This window comes from Pseudoalteromonas sp. MIP2626, from assembly GCF_013414205.1.
Taxonomy (GTDB): Bacteria; Pseudomonadota; Gammaproteobacteria; order Enterobacterales; family Alteromonadaceae; genus Pseudoalteromonas; species Pseudoalteromonas nigrifaciens.
Map to the genome: position 1 here is coordinate 1 of NZ_JAATTW010000054.1, position 21,067 is coordinate 21,067.

The following is a 21,067-nucleotide window of genomic DNA, read 5'->3' on the forward strand; positions in this document are numbered from 1 at the left end:
TGTACCTCTAACTTCTTATGGCTTCCTTCAGACCCCACCGTTGGCCAGTGACGCCCTTGCCATTCAGATTATCTTCCCCTTAGTCAGGGTAATAAGGCATCTTTCAGCCTATCGGGTTTGCCAGCTTCGCTGGGCAAACAAAAAAGCGCCCTTGTTAACAAGGGCGCTTTTTTATTGAGTGTTTTTTATCTGCGTACTTTTTATTTATGTACTTTTTATTTATGTATTAAAAACTGCTATTTATTAATCGGTAAGCTGACAATAAATTTAGCTCCGCCTAAGCTTGAATCTTCAATTGTACACTGACCTTGATGCCAAGAAATAATTTTACTGACAATAGCCAATCCTAAGCCAAACCCACCGGTTTTTTTATCTCTACTTTTATCCAATCGAGTAAATGGCTTAAATACGTTTTCACGCTCAACTTCAGCAATACCACTGCCATCATCTTCAACAATAAAAACTATATTATTAGCTTGCGCTAATAAGGTTATTTGCACACTATTATTGGCATGCTTTAAAGCATTACCTACCAAGTTTTGCATTATTCTCGCCATAAAGTGACTGTCGCAGCGGTAAATCAGTTCACTGGGTAATGTAGTGCTTAATTTTATTCGCGTATCAAAACTGAGTTTTTCAACCACCGTTTTAACCACTGCCACTAAATTACAATTGATCAGCTGTAAACTCGGTTGCTGTGAATCTAAACGTGCATACTCAAGCATTTCAGAAACCAGTGCCTCAAGTTCATTTATATCGACTTGCATATTAGCTAAGTATTTTTCGGCTTTATCATCGAGCATTCGGTCTTGAAGCATTGCAATGGCAAATTTTAACCGCGCCAGTGGCGTTCTAAATTCATGCGATACCGATGAGGTAAGCTCTTGCTGCGCGGTTAATAAAAACTCAATTCGCTGCTGCATCACTTGCAAGGTGCCCGTTATAGGTAAAAAAAATGATTTAGAGCTATCTGTTAATTGAAAGTCCTGTGAGCCACCTACGGCCTCGCATGCATTACGCAGCTTAGCAAAGTCTCGCCACAGTAAAAAACTCCACAAACCAACAGGAATGCCTACAATTAATAACAGCAATAAGTAGGGTAAAACAGAGGCAACGGGCTTGGCTGCCCCCCCTATAGGGCCAACCTGTAATAGTTGTGTGGCGTTAAGTTGAACATACCAAACTATGCGCTGTTGTTTATCATATAAATAAAGGTAGTGATTTTTTAATAGCTGAGCTTGTTGCTCGGCGGGTAATATTAAATCGCGCTGAGCAATCACTTGACTAGAAAAATGGTTTTTTAGCTTTGTAAGCCCATTAGGGGTTTGTGATAATAACCACAAAGACTGGCCAAACTCATCGTCGAGTAGCACCTGCTGCTGCGATTCTTCATATGGCCAAAGCTGTTCAATTACCCCGCTGACAATAAATAACGAGACAATAATATACACATACAGGCTTATAAACAGCTTGCCCATTAACGCAGCTTAACACTAAGCATTAATTACATATCCCACGCGTCAGAAACAAATAAATAGCCTTGCCCCCAAACAGTTTTAATCCGATAAGGTTTGTCGCTGTTATCGCCCAGTTTTTTGCGAATTCTTGAAACGCGTACATCTACGGTGCGATCTAGGCCATCGTATTGTCGCCCTATCATATGTTGGTGCACATGTTCGCGGCTCAATACTTCTCCGGCATTTGATGCTAGTAGCCAAAGTAATTCAAATTCATGTGAGGTTAGGACTATTTCTGCGCCCGATAACTTAACAATACGGCTGGTTTTATCAATAAATAAGTCGCCAAACTGCAGCTCTTCGGTGGCTTTTAAGTTAGGTTGCCCACGGCGTAATAATGCGCTAATTCTTGCTAATAATACACGTGGCTCAGCCGGTTTAATAACATAGTCATCAGCGCCAAGCTCTAGCCCTATTACCTGATCAAAGTCTTCACCTTTGGCCGTTAACATTAAAATAGGAGTGGTGTATTTATCACGTACTTGTCTGCAAACACTAAAGCCATCTTTACCTGGCAGCATTACATCTAAAATAATCAGGTCGACGGGATTACTTTCAAGGTAAGTAAACACTTCATCACCACGATCTAGTACGTCGACTTCTAAGCCATTATGTTCGAGGTAATCTTTGGTTAATTGCTGTAAACCAAGATCATCTTCAACAAGTAATATTTTTGGCATTTACTACTCCTAAATTAAAAAAAGCTCCACGGTGAACGCAGCCGATACTGTTTTTTAGTATGGGCACTTTGTACTTCAACGAGTACGCTCGCAAGTGAGTCACCGGTGTGAGGATTGATCAGGGAGTATATGGTCTCCACCTGAACACGCGCTTTATAGCTAAACTGACCAGAACCTTGCTGTTGCCAGCATCGTATTTGCGTATTTTGTTGATACAAACACACATCTTTAACCGCTAACTGCTGCCATTTAAACTGCAAATTGAGATCGCAAAAATCATGCTGTTCAGAGACAACACAAACTTTGGGAGATACATCAAGAATTGTTTGCGCCACGCTAACGCCACTAAGTAGTGAAGAAATAAACACAAAAAAGATTAAATACTTCATATTAAAAAGTATGTTCAAATCCTATAAAGGCAGTCGTTGAATAATGACGTTCAAACAGCGGGCTACTATCCATAGCCGAATAGTCATAATATGCTAAATGAAAACGAAGAGCGTTGGCCTTGCTAAGGAGCCAGCGGGCATCGATTTTAGCATAAGGTTGCCAACTACTACCAACTACTATTTTACCTAACAGTGTTTCATCAATGTTTAAACCGTAATAATAGTCGTTTAATTGCGCAGACTTATAATTAACTCCCACAGTGGGCTTTAATTGCAAATTACCTACTTGCCCATGATACTGCCATTGTATTGCAGCTCGCCAACCATTATAAGCTGAGTTTACATCGTGCAATGCTTGCACGGATAACATCTGCTGCTCAGCTACAAAGGAGTAACTAATACCTGCATCTAAAACGAGCTTGCGCTTACTAATATTATTAATATTTATTTGTTGAGGCGAGGTATCTGTTTCTAACTGGGTAAATTGATTATTTGAACTAGCACTTTTTAGCGCAAATATATTTTGCGGGTGCCAATCAATAAAAAAACGCGACTCAGGGTTTAATTCTGTTACTAGGCTTAAGTTATGCTGTTGCGTTTGTTTAAACGAGTAGCCAACTCGGCCATTATCAAAAAACCACTGTTGGCCATAAAAGGCTATTTGAGGAATGATCACCAACGGAATATTATCTGCACCATATAATGGATTAGTTATTACTCCCGCCCCTATACTCATACTTAAATGCAGTTGCTCTGTAGATATATGTGCATCTACAGGCTCGTCACTTTGCGCTAATACCTGAGCATTAAACGAAAGAGAGATTAATAATATTATTATAAAATAAAACCGCATTGTGTTCATCGTACATATATAAAAAGGCCATTTATCCATAGTAGCAAGGTCATTGAGAACAAGCTCTAGGCAGTTACAATCATTAACAACTTTTATACAATTATGATTACTTTGCGGCTTATATACTTAGCCTAACAGCTCTATTGATAGGCAATAGAGGAGCGGTAGATTAAAGGCTTACGCTATCTGGGCTTTTATACTAAGAGCAACCTTAGTAAGTGTATTGCATTAAATTATTTTTTCACCCATATTTTGCGCTATATTCCACAAGGCACTTATAGCCGGGTCGTTTAATTCCTTATGTAATACTGCCAAGCCAATATCAATACCTTTAGGTGCATGTGTATTTGTTTGTAAAACGTGTACTTTGTCTTGTAGTGGACTGTTATCTAAAACTATTTTAGGGATCATTGCTATACCAAAGCCAAGGCTCACCATAGATACCATCGCTTCGTGCCCTGCTACTTGTGCATAAATTTTTCCCTGAATATTATTTTTTCGCCACCATTGCTCCAAGCGTTGCCTAGCAAACCCTTGCTCTGGCACAATAAACTCAAGCTCTGACCAATCTATACTAGGTGTATTACTAGCAAGCTTTTGCGTAATTGAGCACGCAATTTTAGGCGCAATAAATACCAGCGGTGAATAGCCAATATCAACAAAGGCAATTTGTGCAGGTAACTTATTTGGCTTAGCAGCAATAGCCATAGATTCGTGGCCATCTAAAACACGGTTTATTGCCAGCGCAGGATCGCCGGTATTTAGGGTAATTTCTATATGCTGATGTTGAGCGCGTAACTGCTCTAAAATATGATGTAAAAAACTGTACGACGCGGTTACTGAACAATAAATACTCACGTTGCCATAAATATACTGCTGTGGCTCTTTTAGGTTCGCTTTAAAGCGCTGCCAATTAGCCAATGTGGATGTGGCGTAGTCAATAAATGCCAGCCCTTCGCGGGTTAGTTTTACACTGCGGTTATCACGTAAAAATAGCATTACCCCCACTTCGCTTTCAAGCTGCTTAATATTACGGCTCAATGTCGGCGCACTAATATGACAAAGTTCACTGGCACGCGAAAAGTGCAATGTTTTTGCCAACGCTAAAAAGTAATTTAAATGCTTGTGATCCATAATCAACCCAGTGTTTCATATTATGAAACACTCTAATGCAAATATATCAGTTTACGCAAGAAAAGATTTTTCATATGGTTGAGTTAAGCAAAGCAATAGCAATGCATCTAACAAACTGAATCAATAGGACACTAACATGGCGAATTATTTTAATACCTTACCCTTACGCGAACAATTGGCGCAATTAGCCCAATGTGAATTTATGAACGCAGACGAGTTTACTGACGGCGTTGATGCTCTTAAAGGTAAAAAACTGGTTATTGTAGGCTGTGGCGCACAAGGCTTAAACCAAGGCTTAAACTTACGTGATTCTGGTTTAGATGTGTCGTATACGCTGCGTGACTCGGCCATTAGTGAACGTCGTCAATCATTTTTAAACGCGTCTGAAAATGGCTTTACTGTAGGCACTTACCAAGAACTAATTCCAACTGCCGACGTAGTATTAAATTTAACGCCTGATAAACAACATACTTCAGTGGTAAACGCAATTATGCCACTAATGAAACAAGGCTCAACCCTTGCCTACTCTCATGGCTTTAATATTGTTGAAGAAGGTATGCAAGTACGCGACGACATTACCGTTATTATGGTAGCACCTAAATGCCCAGGCTCTGAAGTGCGTGAAGAATACAAGCGTGGTTTTGGCGTACCAACTCTAATTGCTGTACACCCTGAAAACGACCCACAAGGCCATGGTTTAGCTCAAGCTAAAGCCTATGCCGCAGGTACTGGCGGCCACAGAGCCGGCGTACTTAAGTCGTCATTTATTGCTGAAGTAAAATCAGATTTAATGGGCGAGCAAACCATTTTATGTGGCATGTTACAAACCGGTTCTATTTTATGTTTTGATAAAATGATTGAAAAAGGCATTGATGCAGGTTACGCCTCAAAACTAATTCAATACGGCTGGGAAGTAATTACTGAAGCGCTTAAATACGGTGGCGTAACCAATATGCTTGACCGTCTTTCAAACCCAGCTAAAGTAAAAGCGTTTGAATTAAGCGAAGAACTAAAACAAATTATGCGCCCACTATATAACAAACATCAAGATGACATCATCGATGGTACTTTTTCACGTACCATGATGGAAGACTGGAATAATGATGATGCAAACTTACTTAAATGGCGCGCAGAAACAGCCGAAACTCACTTTGAAAAAACCCCAGCGGGCAATGTTGAAATTGCTGAGCAAGAATTTTTTGATAACGGTATTTTAATGGTCGCTATGGTTAAAGCAGGCGTAGAGCTTGCATTTGAAACCATGACTGCCGCAGGCATTATTGCAGAGTCGGCTTATTATGAGTCATTACATGAAACGCCACTGATTGCTAATACCATTGCGCGTAAAAAGTTATTTGAAATGAACCGTACAATTTCGGACACGGCTGAATATGGTTGTTATTTATATAACCACGCATGTTTACCTTTACTACAAGACTTTATGCAAAAAATTGACACCGACGTAATTGGTAAAGGCTTAGGTGAGCATAGTAATCAAGTAGACAACCAAACGCTAATTCAAATTAATACAGCATTACGTGAACACCCTGTTGAAAAAGTAGGCGCTACATTACGCGGTTACATGTCAGCAATGAAAAAAATAGTTTAATCCCAAGTTAATCTAAGTTTCACTTGTTAGAAACCAAGCCCACCTGCTTTTGCGGTGGGCTTTTTCGTACCTGTATGGCGCGCTATTCATCACTCGCTCAAAATATATAATGTGTTAAAATAATCACCTACTTGGTTCAGTTGTAAACAAAATTACCCTTATGATGATACAAAACCTTTCTATTACTCAAAAAATCACCGCTTTAGGCAGTGTTATAGCAATCTGTGTTGCCGCGCTCATAGGCTTAACATCGTTACATAACGCAGAGGATATCATCGAAAAGCGCATGATAGAGTCTGAACTTCCAAGCAAGTTACAAACTATTAGTAACCATATTGGTGGCGAAATAAACGAGCTTTTAGGCGCCGCAGAACAACTTTCTTCAAATGTATTTCTGATTGATTGGGCAAATTCAGCCACCGAGGACGACTCTCAACTTCTTAATGAGTTAAATAGATTAGTACAGCAGTACGATCTTGCTACTGCATCATGGGCAAATAGAGACACCGCACAATACTGGAACCAAAATGGCTTTTTACGCGTATTAAAAAACGATGCCGCAGATGGCTGGTTTTTCGCATTTAAACAGTCAAAGCGCCCTTATGACATCAGTATTTATCAAGAATCTGCTAACGATGTAAAAATGTTTATTAACCATCAGCAACCCAATGGTTTAGGTTTGGCAGGGCTTGCTAAAAGCATTACCGATATGCAAAAGCTACTGCAGCAATTTAAGATTGAGCAATCTGGATTTGTTTTTCTTGCCAATAAAAATGGCTTGATCCAGTTACACAAAGACGCCAATAAAGTGGCTAAAGTAAATATAGATGCCCTGTACGGCGAAAATATACATAATAAATTATTAAATAGTAATGGCTTTTCATTGGCAGAAATTAACTTAGCCGGTGAAGACACCCTGGTTGCTGCAACACCAATAAAAAATACTGACCTTTTTGTTGTAGCCCAAGTACCTAAAAGCGAAGTGTTTTCGAGTGTGAGTAAATTAGAATGGCAAATTTTAACCTTCACTATAATTATCGCCCTTATAGCGAGCTGTATTAGTTATTTGCTTGCTCGCTCATTGTCGTCGCCACTGTCGAAAATAGCCGAGCTATTCTCTCGTTTAGGCACAGGCGATGCTAATTTAGCATATAGACTGCCTTACTCTGCGCAACCTGAGCTAAATAATTTAACCGATGGTTTTAATCAATTCATCGAAAAAATAGACACAGCAATTAAACAAGTTGCCCATGAAAGCCATGGGATCCGCCAAAGCTCTGACCACGTGTTTGCGCAAGCAAAACATAACTCACAAGCAATTGATCAGCAAAAAGAGCAAACAATATCGGTTGCTGCCGCCATTAACGAAATGGGCGCAACAGTACAAGAAATAGCACAAAGTGCCGCCAACACGGCGAAGTTAACCAATAGTAGCCGTGAAAACACCAGTAAAAGCCATCAACAGGTACTGCAAAGCCAAACGACTATTGCAGCTCTTGCTAGCGACATAGATGGCATTACAGAGCAAGTAACCTTACTTTCTAAAAAAACGCTTGATATTGCTAGTATTGTTGACTCTATTAGAGGTATTTCTGAGCAAACAAACTTACTTGCGCTTAATGCTGCTATTGAATCTGCGCGTGCGGGTGAGCACGGTCGCGGTTTTGCTGTTGTTGCCGATGAAGTGCGAGCGCTGGCTAATCGTACCTCACAATCAACCACTGAAATTCAGTCGATGATTGAAGAATTAACCCAAATATCGAATGATGTTGTTACCGATATTAGTCAGTCCAAAAGTAAAGCTCAACAAAGTGTAGGGGCAATGCAAAACTCAGTTGAGCTGCTTGATACAATTACTGAAACAGCAAATCAAATTAATGATATGGCAACCTTAATCGCAACAGCAACAGAGCAGCAAAGTAATGTAGTAGCCGATGTAGGACGTAATATTGAGCAAATTAGTGAAATTAGCGACAAGTCGATGAATGAGCAATTAAATACTGAGCAGGCTATTCGCGATTTAGCAAATAGCGCACAAACGCTTGCGTCACTTGTTGCCACTTTTGAGGCAAATCGCTAACTCATTTTTTATAACATTTAAATTATACCTCTGAGTAAAATTACAACTACACTTAACTGGTAAGTAGTTTTGCTTAGAGGTGTTATATGAAAGCCACTCAACTTAAATATTATTTATCATTTAGCTTTATACTTTTTTTGTGTGCGTGTAGCTCACCGCCAAAGTTAGCGCTGCCGCAACTCATTGAGCCAGCAAACTTTAAGCTACAACAGATCGAAACTCCAGCAGAAATATTTAAATTAGATACCAGCTTAACGCGGCAATTAGATTCTCATTTAAACAGTCAAAATTCAGCCCAACATATTGCACAAGGCATATTTAGCTTTTTATTAAAAAATGGTGATGACTCACTTGCCTATCGCTCATCTGCCACTTTAACCGCTGCACAAAGCTATCAAAATCTAAACGCTAACTGTTTGTCATTATCTATATTAGCGTATAGCTTAGCGGAGCACTTAGGCTTAAAAGCGCAATTTCAAAAAGTACATATCCCTGAATATTGGGCACTTGATCAAGGCGTTAATTTATTAACCGGACACATAAATTTAAGCCTTAATAGCCAACCTCTAATAAAAGATGCTGGCACTTTATTTTACCAACGAGATCAGCGCTTAATTATCGACTTTGACTCTAACAGCCGACAAGCACGCTTTAAAACAACACGATTATCAAAAAATACTGTTACCGCTATGTTTTATAATAATAAAGGTGCTACTGCGCTAATAAATAAACAATATGAATTAGCCTATAGCTACTTTAATGCAGCAACCAAGGTAGCACCTAATTTTAGCGTTGCATGGGGGAACTTAGGTGTTTTATTTAAGCAATTTAACTATTTAAATGAAGCCGAGCAAGCTTATAATTACGCCCTTCATCTTGATAAAAACAACAACACAGCACAAGGTAATCTTGCTATGTTGTACTTACTTACAGAGCGAGAGATGCAAGGAACTCAAATACTTAATCAGCTTGATAAACAGCGCCAAAGTAATCCTTATTACCATATATCACTTGGTAATACCGAGTACGTACATAAATATTACGCTAAAGCACTCAAACACTTTAAAAAGGCCTATACATTATCCCCCACACTTCACGAAAGTCATTTTGGCTTGGCGCGAGTTTACTTTCAGTGGGGCGATACAAAGCAAGCAAAGTACCATTTGCGTAAAGCCGGAAAAAATGCTGATTTTTTACATGACAAAAAACGTTATGACGCAAAGTTAAAAGCGCTGCAATCATTAACCGCAAAGGTAGGTGCCCATTAAACAATTAACTGTCGTTATTATTTTTCTGCTTTTAAGCCCTTTTGTTAATAGTAAAACGGCGCAGCAGCTACTTATTGATGATTTATATTACTTAGCAGACCAGCAACTTGCAGGTAGAAAAACAGGTTCTCAAAGCGCAGAGCTTACAAGAAGCTATATAAAACACAGATTAAGCCAAGTTAATAATAACGTGGTCGAGCAGCCATTTTGCTATAAATCGGGCCTATTTAGCCAAGCGTGTGGTATTAATATTATTAGTTCCAACATAGGTGCTCTAGAGGCAGTAACACAGGCAAGCGACCCATTACAAAAAGCCACTCGTATTATTATTACCGCACACTATGACCATTTAGGTAAACGTGGCGGAAAACTGCATCCTGGAGCAAATGATAATGCCACCGGTGTTGCTGCTTTAATTTATTTAGCAAGCGTATTTAATGATAAGCCACTGCCTTTTTCTCTTACCTTTGTAGCCACAGATGCAGAGGAAAACGGCTTACATGGCAGTAAATATTTTGCCAAAACACTGCTACCAAATAGCGTTATTATGAACATAAATTTAGACATGCTAGGGGTTAAAAAACGTCGTAGCAACTTATATGTATTAACCTCTAGATCGTTAAAAAATACCTTAAATAGTGTGTTTTTAGCCGTTGAAAATAATAATGTAAATTTAAAACCGGTTTACTCCGCAGCGCAAATGAGCAGATATATAAAATCTAAAAATATAAACTGGCATAAAGCGAGCGATCACTATTCGTTTGCAAGACAAAAAATCCCTTATGTTTACTTTGGCATGGGCTACGACAGTGCCCATCATACAAGTAATGACACCGCTGAGAATATTAACAGCAAACTTTTTACTGATGCAGTGCTATTAATAGAAGCCTTTATTAACCAGCTTGCTAAAACACCACTCCCACTTAGCCCGTCTTAAATGATGCTACATAGGCTTCTTTTTTAGCCCTAGATAATTTTTTCACTTGGTATTCTAATTTACTTGCTGCACTTTTATTGCCAACACTGTGCTGATGAATAAGTAAAAGTGGGCCTTTACCTTTAAGGTTTTTTGCACCATTACCCGCTTGGTGCGTAGCAAGACGTTGCTCAACATTGGTCGTTATACCCGTATACCAATGGCCGTAGCGGGTTTGTACTATATACAAATACCAGATAGATGGCTTTTTTAAGCAGCTCTGATCACTGCATTTTAAACTTTTTTGATTATCAGTGGTCAAATCGCTACCTTAACTTAATGCCCTTAACAAAAAACAATTGCTTAAAAGGGTTTTACCTTCAGTGACTAATCGGTATCATGCAGATTATAAAAAATAAGGATCACAACTAACAATGCAGTCGTTAAAAACTTTTTCTCTTTGGCTTATCGTTGCTTTAACGCTTAGTTCAGCAGCTGGGTGTTCTAGCTGGGTATACAGAATCAACATCCCTCAAGGTAACTTTTTAGAACAATCTGATGTTGATAAACTGCGTGTAAACATGACTCGTGAGCAAGTTGTTTATGTATTAGGCAAGCCTATCGCCGAAAATGCATTTGATAATAACACTTGGCGTTATGTATATAGCTTTAATAAAGGCCGTAGTAACGAGCAGTACAAATCACTGGTTATTAACTTTGAAAATGAAAAGCTTGCTTCTATTTCAGGTGATTACGAACAGCCAGAAAACTTTACTACTCCACTCGAACAATAAGCACCCTCGCTTATAAAATTATAAAGGTGAGTTAAGCTCACCTTTATAATAGCTAAAACCTTATGCTATCGCTCTATAGGACGGCCACCGGTTACTTTATTTGCTCGCCCTTCTTCTTTCGCTTTTTCAGCTCGTTTTCTACGCGCATCTTTAGGATCGGCAATTAAAGGACGATAAATTTCAATTCTATCCCCCTCTTTTAGCTCTTGATTAGGCTTTACAGTTCTATTCCAAACACCGAGTGTTAGTGCTGTAGCATCTATTTCTGGGTGTTTTTCGATAATTCCTGATTGAATAACAGCTTGTTCTACCGTTGTTCCCTTAACAACTTCTATTGTTAAGCTTGTTGCTGTTTCGGGTAGTGCAAATACAACTTCAACATCAATCATACTCTCGCTCCATAAACCTGTTTCGCGCGCTGAGTAAACGCACTCACCATATTTTTTGCAACATCATTAAATATTTTACCAAACGCTAACTCAATCAACTTACTCGAAAACTCAAAGTCTAATTGTAACTCTACTTTGCAAGCATTTGCGTCAAGTTGTTGAAAGTGCCAACGCCCCTGCAACATTTTAAACGGACCATCTACAAGATTTAATACCACGGTTTGCTCATCAACAAAGGTATTTTCTGTGGTAAACCACTTTTTTATACCTGCTTTTGATATTTCTAAACTCGCGGTCATGCTATTATTGTGTTGCTTAATAATTTTTGAGTCTGAGCAATTAGGTAAAAACTGAGGATAGGCTTCTACATCATTAATAAGGTCAAACATCTCTTTAGTGCTGTACATAACCAGCGCACTTTTTTTTATTTGTGGCATACTCACTCCCAACTGTGTGGTGGAATTTTAGCAAGCTTTACGCGTTTCCCCAAACTTTCACGCTGCTTAAATTAATTACTAAGCTTTTAAATGCATTATTAAAAAATCGATGTAAAACATCTCGTATTACGTATAATATAGGGCACTATGGCTAAGAATAAATCATCAAAATCGACAAGCAATACCATCGCGCTTAACAAAAAAGCGCGACATGAGTATTTTTTACACGATAAGTTTGAAGCGGGTGTAGAGCTCCAAGGCTGGGAAGTAAAAAGCATCCGAGCTGGCAAAGTTAACATCACTGAAACTTATATCCATCTTAAAAACGGTGAAGCATTTTTATTAGGCGCCCAAATTCAGCCTCTTAACAGTGCATCTACCCATGTAATTTGTGATCCTTTACGTTATCGTAAGTTACTATTAAGCAGACGCGAGCTAGATCGCTTAGTAGGCGCGACTGAACGCGATGGCTATTCATTAATCGCTACTGCTATGTATTGGAAGAATTGCTGGGTGAAACTTGAATTTCATTTAGCAAAAGGTAAAAAATTACACGACAAACGCGAAGACGGTAAAGATAAAGACTGGTCGCGTGAAAAAGAACGCTTAATGAAGCATAAAGCATAAATAAAAACGCCTAATTTATTAGGCGTTTTTTTATTTATTTTAAAATAATTTAACGCACAATTTTAAACCAAACTGCATAAATATACTGCAACTTAGTGGCTGTAAATAAAAGAATAAATTATTACAAAATAAGTGCTCACTAAACTATTTAATTCTTACCACTAATTGCAACGCAAGATTTATATTAAAACCCCGCTTTACGTCGAACTTCTATCTCCAAGTAAATAAAACACACTGACTATTTTACCAGCAACACCCAGACTAAAGTCACACCACAGCGCAATTGCTAACACCCCTGTTACATGGTATTAATATGAAAGGCTTTTTTAGCTACAAAATTCAACAAAACTAACAAAGACTTAAAGGATGAAGCAATTTGCATTTACCCCTAGCTTAATTGCAGGGGCTACTTTGGCATTAACAGCTGGCTTTACAACAACAATATACGCCGCTGATGAAGTGAAAAAAGTAGAACGCATTGAAGTAACGGGCTCTCGTATTAAACGTTCTGATATGGAAGGCCCTTCTCCGGTTCAATCTATCAGTAGAGCCGATATTGATAACATGGGTTATGACAACCTACAGCAGTTGCTTGAAAGAATGCCTGTTGCAGGTAGCGGTACTTTCTCTACCCGTGGTAATAACCAAGACTCTACTGCAAATGGTTCTGCAGCGGTAAGTTTACGTGGCCTAGGCGCTGACGCAACTTTAGTACTTATTAATGGCCGCCGTGTTGCTATTAGTGCATTCGCTGAAGGTATTACTAACTCATTTGTTGATATTAACAGTATTCCTGTTTCAGCGATTGAACGTATCGACATTTTAAAAGATGGTGCATCGGCTATTTATGGCTCTGATGCTGTTGCGGGTGTAGTTAACGTTATCTTGAAAAAAGATATTGATGGTATTGAAGTAAACTTAGGCTACGGTGGCACTGACGGTCCTAATTACGAAGAAACATCAGCCAGCATCGTTTGGGGTACAAGTAACGAAAAAAGCAGTGCTTCCGTTATTATTGACTACTTTAAAAACACTTCTTTATCATCAGGTGAAATGGGCAGTTTAGGCACTGCAGATCAAAGAGCTTTAGGTGGTGAGGACTTTCGTTCATCACGTGGCTTTCCTGGTTACTTTTACGTTGATGGTGTAAAAACCATTGACCCTGCTTGTCCAGCCGATAGCGCAACTGCCAGTGGCAGCTGTTTGTTTGATTACGGCCCATACGGCTATATTGCACCAGCATCTGAACGTATTGGGGCTATTTCGCAGTTTGAGTATAATTTTGATAATGGTATTACCGCATTTTTAGAAATGGCAGTACAACACAATAGCTCTGTGGCTATGGGTGCGCCAACCCCGCTAGATGAAGATGCAGGGCTTACTGTGCCAGCAAATCATCCTAATAACCCATTTGGTAAAGATATAGATATTGGCCGTTACAGAACGGTTGATGCCGGTGCTCGCCAATGGGATATTGAATCAGATACGATGCGTTTTGTAGCGGGTTTACGAGGCGAATTTAACGACTGGAGCTGGGAGACAGCGGTACAAAAAGGTCGTAGTAAATCAATGCAAACTGGCGATCGCTCACAAGGCTGGGTGCGTACCGACTTTTTACAACAAGAAATAGATGCCGGTAATTACAACCCATTTGGCGGCACTTATAACGATCCTGCAGTAATCGACAGAATCACTACTAGCTTAGTACGTCAAGGTGAATCACATATGACCTCATTTGACGCAAACATTAGCGGTGAAGCATTTAGCTTTGGCGACGATGTGGTGATGATGGCAGCCGGTATTGAGTACCGCGAAGAAGACGTTACAGATATCCCTGATGATCAGTTCCGTCGCGGTTTAATTTTTGGTACTGAAGCTGTATCAGCCGCAGCATCGCGCGATCAATATGCTGCTTATGTTGAGTTTTCAATTCCACTAGCAGATACATTAGAATTGCAACTTGCTGGACGTCACGATGACTACAGTGACTTTGGTACAACTACCAATCCAAAAGTTGCACTTCGCTGGGCACCTAGTGATGAAATCACGGTTCGTGGCTCATGGGCACAAGGCTTTAGAGCGCCCTCTTTAGCACAAGTTGGCCTAGGTCCATCAGAAAAAAGTCAGTTCTTTATTGATACTCAACGCTGTCAACAAACGGGCTTAGACTGTCAGGCACTTGATTACAACATTCAATTCTCTGGTAATGCAGACTTACAACCTGAAGAGTCTGAATCTTGGAACGTCGGCTTCATTTGGGCCCCTAGCGCAGAGTTTGGTTTAAGTGTTGATGTGTGGAGCATCACCCAAGACAATAAAATTGACCAAGAAGAGTTTGGTCCAATTTATGCTGCCGAGTGTGGTAACCAAAACAGTACTGTATGTGTTCGCTTACCGCCTACTAATGGTGAAAGCTTAGGTTCAATTCAAAAAATCTATAGCACATTTGAAAACGTCTCTTCACAAGAAGTATCTGGCATCGACTTTTCAGCAAATTACAATCATTCATTGGATGATTTAGGTTTATTGAAATTCAATTTAGAGTGGGCTTACCAAAACAAATTTGAAAAAGATGGCCGTGATTACTCTGGTGAGTATGGTTACCCTGAGCATCGTTGGATTTTCTCAACTAACTGGGAAGTGGGCGACTTTAATACTAATGTTAACTTAAGTTATGTTGGTGAGTTTGAAGATACTCCAGATATCGACTTTGACGGTAACTTAGATTTTGATAGCAATACATCACGTATGATTGATTCACAAGTGTTGGTTGACTTACAAACGTCGTACCGTATCACTGAGTCAGCTAAATTATCACTAGGTATTAATAACTTGTTTGACGAAGAGCCTCCTTTTGCAATTGGTGATGGCGATTCTGACCTTTACGGTTATGCGTCTGGGGTTCATAACCCACGCGGTCGTTATATTTATACTAAAGTAAGCTTCTCGTTCTAAATTAGAAGCAACAAAAAAACCGCCAATTGGCGGTTTTTTTATTTAAAACGAGAGCTAAATTATAGATCGCCTTCGTTTTCAGATAGGAACTTAGCAACGCCTTCAGGGCTTGCATCCATACCTTTTTTACCTTCAGTCCAACCAGCAGGACATACTTCACCGTGCTCAGTGTGGAACGCTAGTGCGTCAACCATACGTAGCATTTCATCAATGTTACGACCTAGTGGTAAGTCGTTCACTACTTGGTGACGTACATTGCCTTCTTCATCAATTAGGAAAGAACCACGAAACGCAACACCCGCTTCAGGATGCTCAACGTCGTATGCTTTACAAATTTCATGTTTAATATCTGCAACTAGTGCATATTTAACTTTACCGATACCGCCATCTGCAACAGCAGTGTTACGCCATGCGTTGTGTGAGAATTGTGAATCGATAGAAACACCAATTACTTCAACGCCACGTTTTTGGAATTCTTCATAACGCTTATCAAATGCAATAAGTTCAGAAGGACATACAAACGTGAAATCTAGTGGGTAAAAGAAAATAACTGCTTTTTTACCTTTAATTTTTTCATGAAGGTTATAGCTATCTACAATTTCACCGTTACCAAGAACTGCTGCAGCGGTAAAGTCTGGTGCCTGGCGGCCTACTAATACACCCATTTTATTCTCCAAATATTTTGAGTTTGTTGTCAATTGCTTATGCAATGCTGATAGTTATATGGGCTCTAAAATTTAAAAACCAATAGCGCACATATAATTATTATCATTCTAGAGAGAACTGATGCGAAATGACAATCGTATTTAACGATTCATCCCATAGATAATACCGAACACTAAAAAGTGATAGGAGTTATTATATTTTATTACATCAGCTTCTTGGTTATAAATTATTAATAATAAGTAGATATAATTAAAATGAAGACACAAAAAAACCTGCAAATGCAGGCTTTTAAAATAGGTTTAATCCATTATGTCGCTGGGCATATCGCCGCGAATTTGTTGCCAAATTTCACCGGTTTGATGACCATATTTACGCATCATCATAATCGCGCCGTCGTGTTCTCTGTTTTCGGCCAATTTAGTTAAATCTTTATAAAACTGGCGAGCCAACTCACGCGTTCCCGGATCTGAAAAGTAATGACAACCTATTTTTGAATAAAACCCTTTAAAGCCATTAAGTATAAGCACGTAAATACGATTATTACCTGCAACAGCTAACTCGTGATGCACTTTATAATCGTAATCAGCAAATGCTTGCGCACTGTCTTCTAACTCATCGCTTTGTGAGAGAATTTCAATCACACGTTCTGGATTTAACTTTATAGCTGCACGCGTATAAATTGCGCTTATATTTGTGCGTGCAGAGAGTAACTGATCAGTTAGCTCTGGCATTTTATCTTCATCAAGACGTGCTAACGTTTCAAGAATATTTAATCCTGACGTTTCCCAAAAGTTATTCACTTTTGTTGGCTTACCATGTTTAATAGTTAACCAGCCATCTCGAGCCAATCGCTGTAATACTTCACGTAACGTCGTTCGGGTAACACCTATTAACTCTGAGAGTTCACGCTCAGCAGGTAGAATAGATCCAGGAGGAAAATCGCCATTCCAGATAGACTCTACTATATATTCTTCAGCAAATCCTGCTGGGCTTTTCGCTTTAAAAATTCTCATCCAATTCCCACTCGAATTAATTCACACTACTACATACGATTAACCGACTGATTGTACCAGACGACGCTCAAGTAACAAGTAAAGTACGCCATATTACTGCCAGTATACAATTAAAATATTTTTGTCTATAAAATGCTTTCTATTTTTTACTAACACTTACCGCAAGCACTTACATATTCATCCTAGATACATTTTAAATAGCCACTTACTTTAAGTTCGCGCCTTGCCTTGTTAACTTATTATGTAAAGTCACCTCACACACATACTTTACTCGTTTAAAGGGCTACCTCTTTATTCACATTCTTGGCTTTTAGAATTATAACCTTAACTTTATGCATGTGAGTAGGCTTAAGTCGTTTTGCTTGCCCCTAACTTTATCCTACGTCATAATCTAACGTCTTATTTAAATGCGGATTTATTATGAACTGGCTTGCACAATTACCCACCCAACGTACTCCTTGGCTTTTGTTTAGTGGTATTGTTTTTCTGCTTGAAATAACGGCACTGTTTTTTCAATATAAAATGGGATTGGCGCCATGTATCATGTGCATATATCAGCGTACTGCCGTATTAGGTTTACTTATTGCAGGTATTATTGGTACTAGTAATCCTGAGCATAAAGGGGTTCGCTTGCTCGCCTATAGTGTATGGGCTGTTTCTAGTGTTTGGGGATTCATAATTGCCCGCGAGCATATCGAAATGCAAACAACCACTGATCCTTTTGCATTTAGTTGTGAGTTTGAACCTAACTTTCCTGCCTTTATGCCATTACATGAGTGGATCCCAAGCTTTTTTGCAGCCACTGGTGATTGCGGAAACATTGACTGGCAATTTGCGGGATTAAGTATGCCTGCTTGGATGGAAGTAATATTTGCGCTGTTTGCAGCCACTTTATTTTTACTAGTAACGAGTCGCTTAATAACTAAAAGGTCGCTGTAATGTTTGTGTTCTTTTCAAGCCAGATTAATGCACTAAAGCATTTAAAAATACGTGACAGGCAAGTTGTTATAGCTATTTCTTTAAGTATGCTTTCTCCTGTTAATAAAGTACTACTACGTATTATAAAATTATTATTACTCAGCCCACTGTTTTTAATATTTGCCGTATTTGAAGGCTGGTTACTCATCCCCTTTTTATTACTCGGTGGATTGTGTTACCCACTACTAACAACTCCAATAGAAATTAACTTTGCTAAAAAGCATTTAAGTGAAGCATTAACCCAATATAATACTAAGGGCGCTTAACGCGCCCTTTTTAACTTAAAACGAAACCTTACCTTCAAGCTTTGCAGCTAATTTTTTACCTATACCTTTTACCATTTTCAAATCTTCTAGCGATGTAAAGTTACCTTGTGCTTCGCGATAATCTACAATTGCTTGAGCTTTTTTCTTACCAATACCTGGGAGCTTAGATAACTGGCTAACATCTGCGGTATTAATATTTAAAACTGCCTGCTTTACTTGCTGAGTTATTGCTGAAGTATCTACATTTGCGTAGGTAAGGGTTACTGGCAACATACAAAAAGCTGCAGCTAAAACACTGTATTTTAGTTTTTTCATCTTTCTTCCTTTTTTGTTCATACATGAACATTTAGTCTGTTGTTTATATGTTTAAGTCATCACGCAAAAGGCGTTTTACACCAGCACTTAAGCTAAAAACCTAAACTAACATTCACTCCCTGTGAGCTCCTTAACTGCAACGGTACACAAAAGTGATTAAGTTAAATAAAGTAAAGTTAATCTTTGTTGTCAACTATTATCACTTATTATTAATTAGGGGACTTGCAAATTTAGGCACAAACTTGTACTGTACATAAAAACAGTAATCTAATGGTTTATATATACTATATGCCACGCAAGTAAGCAGGAGAAATCATGGCTGTTGTTGTTAAATATGTTGTAGAACGAAACGGAGTCGAGCGCATGACGTTTACTACCAAAAAAGAAGCTGATGCCTATGATAAAATGCTCGATATTGCAGAGTCGCTTGAAATTTTGCTAGAAAAAGTTGATGTACCATTGAGTGAGCAACAAGTAGAGTCACTTGCTTTAGAAATGGCAAAAAGTAAAGATGACTTCATGACAATATTAAAAGGCGGCAAAGAGCCTGTAGCCCCTAAAGCTGCTGCAAAAGGCAAAAAAGCAGATAATGTTGCACCCATTGAAGAAAGTAGCGACAAAAAAGCAAGTTAATAAATTTTGCATATCGAGTAGGGTGAGGCTTATGCGAGGGCGTTCAGAATTCTGTGTCAGCCTAAGTTGCTAAATATCTAGCACACCATCTAACCTACCTTCGAAGTGGATGGCCAATTGCGACAATGTCAGATTCCAATTATGGATTGGCATTGTCCATTTCTTCGAGGCATTCAATATGCCTGCATACAATAATTTCATCAAGCTGTTTTCATTAGGGAATGCTCCCTTAGTCTTGGTGAGTCGTCTAAACTGACGATGTACAGCTTCAATTGCATTTGTGGTATAAATAGCTTTTCGCACGTAATCTGGATACTTGAAGTAAACCGACAGATTGCCCCACTTTCGACGCCAAGACTCGATAACGATAGGGTATAACTTGCCCCATTTGGCATCTAATTCGGCGAGAGCGGCTTCTGCTGCATCTTTAGTGGCTGCCTTATAAACGGGTTTCAAGTCAGCCATAAACTCTTTTTGGTGCTTTGAAGCAACATACTTCATCGAATTACGAATTTGATGAATAACGCACTCCTGCACTTCGGCGTCAGGATAGATTGTTGCTATTGCTTCAGGGAAGCCTTTTAGTCCATCAACACAGGCAATTAAAATATCGGATACACCACGATTATGTAAATCTGTTAATACTGATAGCCAATAGTTAGCCCCTTCACTTTCAGAGATATATAAACCAAGTAACTCTTTGCGGCCCTCGATATTGACACCTAGTACGGTATAAATAGCCTTACTCACGTAGCGCCCATTTTCTTTAATCTTATAATGAATAGCATCAAGCCAGATAAACGGGTAAAGCGTGTCTAAGCTGCGCGCTTGCCATGCTTTAAGCTCTGGTATCAGTTGGTCTGTTACGGCAGTGATGGTGGCCTCTGATACCTCAACGCCATACATATCCTGTATGTGGCCTCGAATATCTCGGTAGCTCATACCTAAAGCAAACATAGATAGGATTTTCTCATCAATTTCAGGCGTTAACTTGGTTTGGTTCTTTTTAACAAGCTGAGGTTCAAACGAACCTGAACGATCTCTGGGCGTTTCAAGTTCGAATTGACCTATGGATGACTTAACTGTTTTTTTGGTTGAACCATTTTTACGGTTAACTTGGGTCTCAGATTCTAAATGCTGCTCTAATTCAGCTTTAAGAGCCGCTTCGGTGAGTTGTTTAATTAATGGTGTTAGAACACCGTCTTCGCCAGTAAGGCCTTTACCAGCTTGAAGTTCAGCTAATGCTTTGTTGAAGTCGAAAGATTGAGTCATGTGTCACTCCTGTTTTCTTAATAATACTGAAATGACACAGATTTCTAAACACTACCGCTTATGCCTCATCCCTCTCACAGAACCGTACGTACGGACCTCGTATACGGCTCCTGTACCCTTCACATTTTATCAACTTATTTCCTAAACGCTGATAAAGCAAGCCATCCCGTATTCACTTTTTCTATTGGATATAAACCAAGCTCCTCAAACCATTGGTTTGGCATCGCTACATTCGATAATGGACTTAGAGAGTTTCGCCATGAGTTCATTTTGATG

General features: G+C 39.1%; 22 protein-coding genes. 10 read left to right on the forward strand and 12 right to left on the reverse strand.

Going from position 1 to position 21,067, the window contains the following annotated elements:
- Positions 1-236 precede the first annotated feature (236 nt).
- The 5 genes from HC000_RS15740 to ilvY form a co-directional block, all read right to left on the reverse strand.
- Positions 237-1,478, reverse strand: a complete 1,242-nt coding sequence (locus tag HC000_RS15740; RefSeq protein ID WP_179808126.1) for an ATP-binding protein — start codon at positions 1,476-1,478, stop codon at positions 237-239.
- A 26-nt stretch (positions 1,479-1,504) separates the two neighbouring features.
- Positions 1,505-2,197 carry a response regulator gene (locus HC000_RS15745; protein WP_011327546.1) on the reverse strand — a complete coding sequence of 231 codons (693 nt, stop codon included), beginning with the start codon at positions 2,195-2,197 and terminating at the stop codon, positions 1,505-1,507.
- A gap of 14 nt (positions 2,198-2,211) precedes the next feature.
- Positions 2,212-2,586 carry a DUF3019 domain-containing protein gene (locus HC000_RS15750; RefSeq protein WP_011327545.1) on the reverse strand — a complete coding sequence of 125 codons (375 nt, stop codon included), beginning with the start codon at positions 2,584-2,586 and terminating at the stop codon, positions 2,212-2,214.
- Position 2,587: 1 nt separating this feature from the next.
- A complete protein-coding gene (locus tag HC000_RS15755) occupies positions 2,588-3,439 on the reverse strand; it encodes a MipA/OmpV family protein (RefSeq protein WP_179808127.1) in 852 nt (283 codons plus the stop codon).
- 228 nt (positions 3,440-3,667) lie between these two features.
- Complete coding sequence (ilvY, locus tag HC000_RS15760) at positions 3,668-4,573, reverse strand: HTH-type transcriptional activator IlvY (RefSeq protein ID WP_011327543.1); 906 nt, start codon at positions 4,571-4,573, stop codon at positions 3,668-3,670.
- Positions 4,574-4,709: 136 nt separating this feature from the next.
- Here ilvY and ilvC point away from each other — a divergent pair, with 136 nt between their 5' ends.
- From ilvC to HC000_RS15780, 4 genes are all read left to right on the forward strand, one after another.
- A complete protein-coding gene (gene ilvC / locus HC000_RS15765; protein WP_011327542.1) occupies positions 4,710-6,182 on the forward strand; it encodes a ketol-acid reductoisomerase in 1,473 nt (490 codons plus the stop codon).
- A gap of 160 nt (positions 6,183-6,342) precedes the next feature.
- A complete protein-coding gene (locus HC000_RS15770; RefSeq protein ID WP_011327541.1) occupies positions 6,343-8,262 on the forward strand; it encodes a methyl-accepting chemotaxis protein in 1,920 nt (639 codons plus the stop codon).
- Positions 8,263-8,348: 86 nt separating this feature from the next.
- Positions 8,349-9,530, forward strand: coding sequence for a hypothetical protein (locus HC000_RS15775; protein WP_179808128.1), 1,182 nt, complete (start codon positions 8,349-8,351; stop codon positions 9,528-9,530).
- Positions 9,520-10,467: a M20/M25/M40 family metallo-hydrolase gene (locus HC000_RS15780; RefSeq protein WP_179808129.1), complete on the forward strand. Its 948-nt coding sequence runs from the start codon at positions 9,520-9,522 to the stop codon at positions 10,465-10,467. Before HC000_RS15775 ends, HC000_RS15780 begins: the two co-directional genes overlap by 11 nt.
- On the opposite strand, the gene HC000_RS15785 is transcribed toward HC000_RS15780, so the two are convergent.
- Complete coding sequence (locus HC000_RS15785; RefSeq protein WP_089367892.1) at positions 10,454-10,768, reverse strand: GIY-YIG nuclease family protein; 315 nt, start codon at positions 10,766-10,768, stop codon at positions 10,454-10,456. The genes HC000_RS15780 and HC000_RS15785 overlap by 14 nt on opposite strands.
- Before the next feature lie 112 nt (positions 10,769-10,880).
- On the opposite strand from HC000_RS15785, the gene bamE reads away from it, so the two are divergent.
- The gene (gene bamE / locus HC000_RS15790) at positions 10,881-11,240 is read left to right on the forward strand and encodes an outer membrane protein assembly factor BamE (protein WP_086993523.1); all 360 of its coding nucleotides are present in this window, start codon (positions 10,881-10,883) and stop codon (positions 11,238-11,240) included.
- A gap of 65 nt (positions 11,241-11,305) precedes the next feature.
- On the opposite strand, the gene HC000_RS15795 is transcribed toward bamE, so the two are convergent.
- Both HC000_RS15795 and HC000_RS15800 read right to left on the reverse strand, forming a co-directional pair.
- Positions 11,306-11,629, reverse strand: a complete 324-nt coding sequence (locus tag HC000_RS15795; protein ID WP_011327536.1) for an RnfH family protein — start codon at positions 11,627-11,629, stop codon at positions 11,306-11,308.
- Positions 11,626-12,066, reverse strand: a complete 441-nt coding sequence (locus tag HC000_RS15800) for a type II toxin-antitoxin system RatA family toxin (RefSeq protein ID WP_011327535.1) — start codon at positions 12,064-12,066, stop codon at positions 11,626-11,628. The genes HC000_RS15795 and HC000_RS15800 overlap by 4 nt, the downstream gene beginning before the upstream one ends.
- A 147-nt stretch (positions 12,067-12,213) precedes the next feature.
- Here HC000_RS15800 and smpB point away from each other — a divergent pair, with 147 nt between their 5' ends.
- Complete coding sequence (gene smpB, locus HC000_RS15805) at positions 12,214-12,693, forward strand: SsrA-binding protein SmpB (RefSeq protein WP_011327534.1); 480 nt, start codon at positions 12,214-12,216, stop codon at positions 12,691-12,693.
- Between the two features lie 366 nt (positions 12,694-13,059).
- Complete coding sequence (locus tag HC000_RS15810; RefSeq protein ID WP_179808130.1) at positions 13,060-15,648, forward strand: TonB-dependent receptor; 2,589 nt, start codon at positions 13,060-13,062, stop codon at positions 15,646-15,648.
- Between the two features lie 59 nt (positions 15,649-15,707).
- Here HC000_RS15810 and HC000_RS15815 read toward each other — a convergent pair whose 3' ends face one another.
- Together HC000_RS15815 and fadR are read right to left on the reverse strand one after the other, a co-directional pair.
- A complete protein-coding gene (locus HC000_RS15815; protein WP_011327532.1) occupies positions 15,708-16,313 on the reverse strand; it encodes a peroxiredoxin C in 606 nt (201 codons plus the stop codon).
- 300 nt (positions 16,314-16,613) lie between these two features.
- Positions 16,614-17,327 carry a fatty acid metabolism transcriptional regulator FadR gene (fadR, locus tag HC000_RS15820; protein ID WP_011327531.1) on the reverse strand — a complete coding sequence of 238 codons (714 nt, stop codon included), beginning with the start codon at positions 17,325-17,327 and terminating at the stop codon, positions 16,614-16,616.
- Between the two features lie 420 nt (positions 17,328-17,747).
- Between fadR and dsbB the strand changes: the two genes are divergently transcribed.
- Complete coding sequence (gene dsbB, locus HC000_RS15825) at positions 17,748-18,266, forward strand: disulfide bond formation protein DsbB (RefSeq protein ID WP_179808131.1); 519 nt, start codon at positions 17,748-17,750, stop codon at positions 18,264-18,266.
- Positions 18,266-18,571, forward strand: a complete 306-nt coding sequence (locus tag HC000_RS15830; RefSeq protein WP_179808132.1) for a DUF6170 family protein — start codon at positions 18,266-18,268, stop codon at positions 18,569-18,571. The genes dsbB and HC000_RS15830 overlap by 1 nt, the downstream gene beginning before the upstream one ends.
- Positions 18,572-18,586: 15 nt before the next feature.
- Here HC000_RS15830 and HC000_RS15835 read toward each other — a convergent pair whose 3' ends face one another.
- Positions 18,587-18,886 carry a helix-hairpin-helix domain-containing protein gene (locus tag HC000_RS15835; RefSeq protein WP_179808133.1) on the reverse strand — a complete coding sequence of 100 codons (300 nt, stop codon included), beginning with the start codon at positions 18,884-18,886 and terminating at the stop codon, positions 18,587-18,589.
- Positions 18,887-19,201: 315 nt separating this feature from the next.
- On the opposite strand from HC000_RS15835, the gene HC000_RS15840 reads away from it, so the two are divergent.
- Entirely contained in the window at positions 19,202-19,519 is a 318-nt protein-coding gene (locus HC000_RS15840) for a YebG family protein (RefSeq protein ID WP_179808134.1), read from the forward strand.
- Between the two features lie 69 nt (positions 19,520-19,588).
- Here HC000_RS15840 and HC000_RS15845 read toward each other — a convergent pair whose 3' ends face one another.
- A complete protein-coding gene (locus HC000_RS15845) occupies positions 19,589-20,791 on the reverse strand; it encodes an IS256 family transposase (RefSeq protein ID WP_008465246.1) in 1,203 nt (400 codons plus the stop codon).
- Positions 20,792-21,067: the final 276 nt, after the last annotated feature.

Bases quoted from the DNA above. Each gene is read 5' to 3' on its own strand.
- HC000_RS15835 (WP_179808133.1), bottom strand. From the start codon at position 18,886: ATGAAAAAACTAAAATACAGTGTTTTAGCTGCAGCTTTTTGTATGTTG.
- HC000_RS15755 (WP_179808127.1), bottom strand. From the start codon at position 3,439: ATGCGGTTTTATTTTATAATAATATTATTAATCTCTCTTTCGTTTAAT.
- HC000_RS15845 (WP_008465246.1), bottom strand. From the start codon at position 20,791: ATGACTCAATCTTTCGACTTCAACAAAGCATTAGCTGAACTTCAAGCT.
- HC000_RS15775 (WP_179808128.1), top strand. From the start codon at position 8,349: ATGAAAGCCACTCAACTTAAATATTATTTATCATTTAGCTTTATACTT.
- smpB (WP_011327534.1), top strand. From the start codon at position 12,214: ATGGCTAAGAATAAATCATCAAAATCGACAAGCAATACCATCGCGCTT.
- HC000_RS15815 (WP_011327532.1), bottom strand. From the start codon at position 16,313: ATGGGTGTATTAGTAGGCCGCCAGGCACCAGACTTTACCGCTGCAGCA.
- HC000_RS15840 (WP_179808134.1), top strand. From the start codon at position 19,202: ATGGCTGTTGTTGTTAAATATGTTGTAGAACGAAACGGAGTCGAGCGC.
- HC000_RS15800 (WP_011327535.1), bottom strand. From the start codon at position 12,066: ATGCCACAAATAAAAAAAAGTGCGCTGGTTATGTACAGCACTAAAGAG.
- ilvY (WP_011327543.1), bottom strand. From the start codon at position 4,573: ATGGATCACAAGCATTTAAATTACTTTTTAGCGTTGGCAAAAACATTG.
- dsbB (WP_179808131.1), top strand. From the start codon at position 17,748: ATGAACTGGCTTGCACAATTACCCACCCAACGTACTCCTTGGCTTTTG.
- HC000_RS15770 (WP_011327541.1), top strand. From the start codon at position 6,343: ATGATGATACAAAACCTTTCTATTACTCAAAAAATCACCGCTTTAGGC.
- bamE (WP_086993523.1), top strand. From the start codon at position 10,881: ATGCAGTCGTTAAAAACTTTTTCTCTTTGGCTTATCGTTGCTTTAACG.
- HC000_RS15810 (WP_179808130.1), top strand. From the start codon at position 13,060: ATGAAGCAATTTGCATTTACCCCTAGCTTAATTGCAGGGGCTACTTTG.
- HC000_RS15740 (WP_179808126.1), bottom strand. From the start codon at position 1,478: ATGGGCAAGCTGTTTATAAGCCTGTATGTGTATATTATTGTCTCGTTA.
- ilvC (WP_011327542.1), top strand. From the start codon at position 4,710: ATGGCGAATTATTTTAATACCTTACCCTTACGCGAACAATTGGCGCAA.
- fadR (WP_011327531.1), bottom strand. From the start codon at position 17,327: ATGAGAATTTTTAAAGCGAAAAGCCCAGCAGGATTTGCTGAAGAATAT.
- HC000_RS15830 (WP_179808132.1), top strand. From the start codon at position 18,266: ATGTTTGTGTTCTTTTCAAGCCAGATTAATGCACTAAAGCATTTAAAA.
- HC000_RS15750 (WP_011327545.1), bottom strand. From the start codon at position 2,586: ATGAAGTATTTAATCTTTTTTGTGTTTATTTCTTCACTACTTAGTGGC.
- HC000_RS15745 (WP_011327546.1), bottom strand. From the start codon at position 2,197: ATGCCAAAAATATTACTTGTTGAAGATGATCTTGGTTTACAGCAATTA.
- HC000_RS15795 (WP_011327536.1), bottom strand. From the start codon at position 11,629: ATGATTGATGTTGAAGTTGTATTTGCACTACCCGAAACAGCAACAAGC.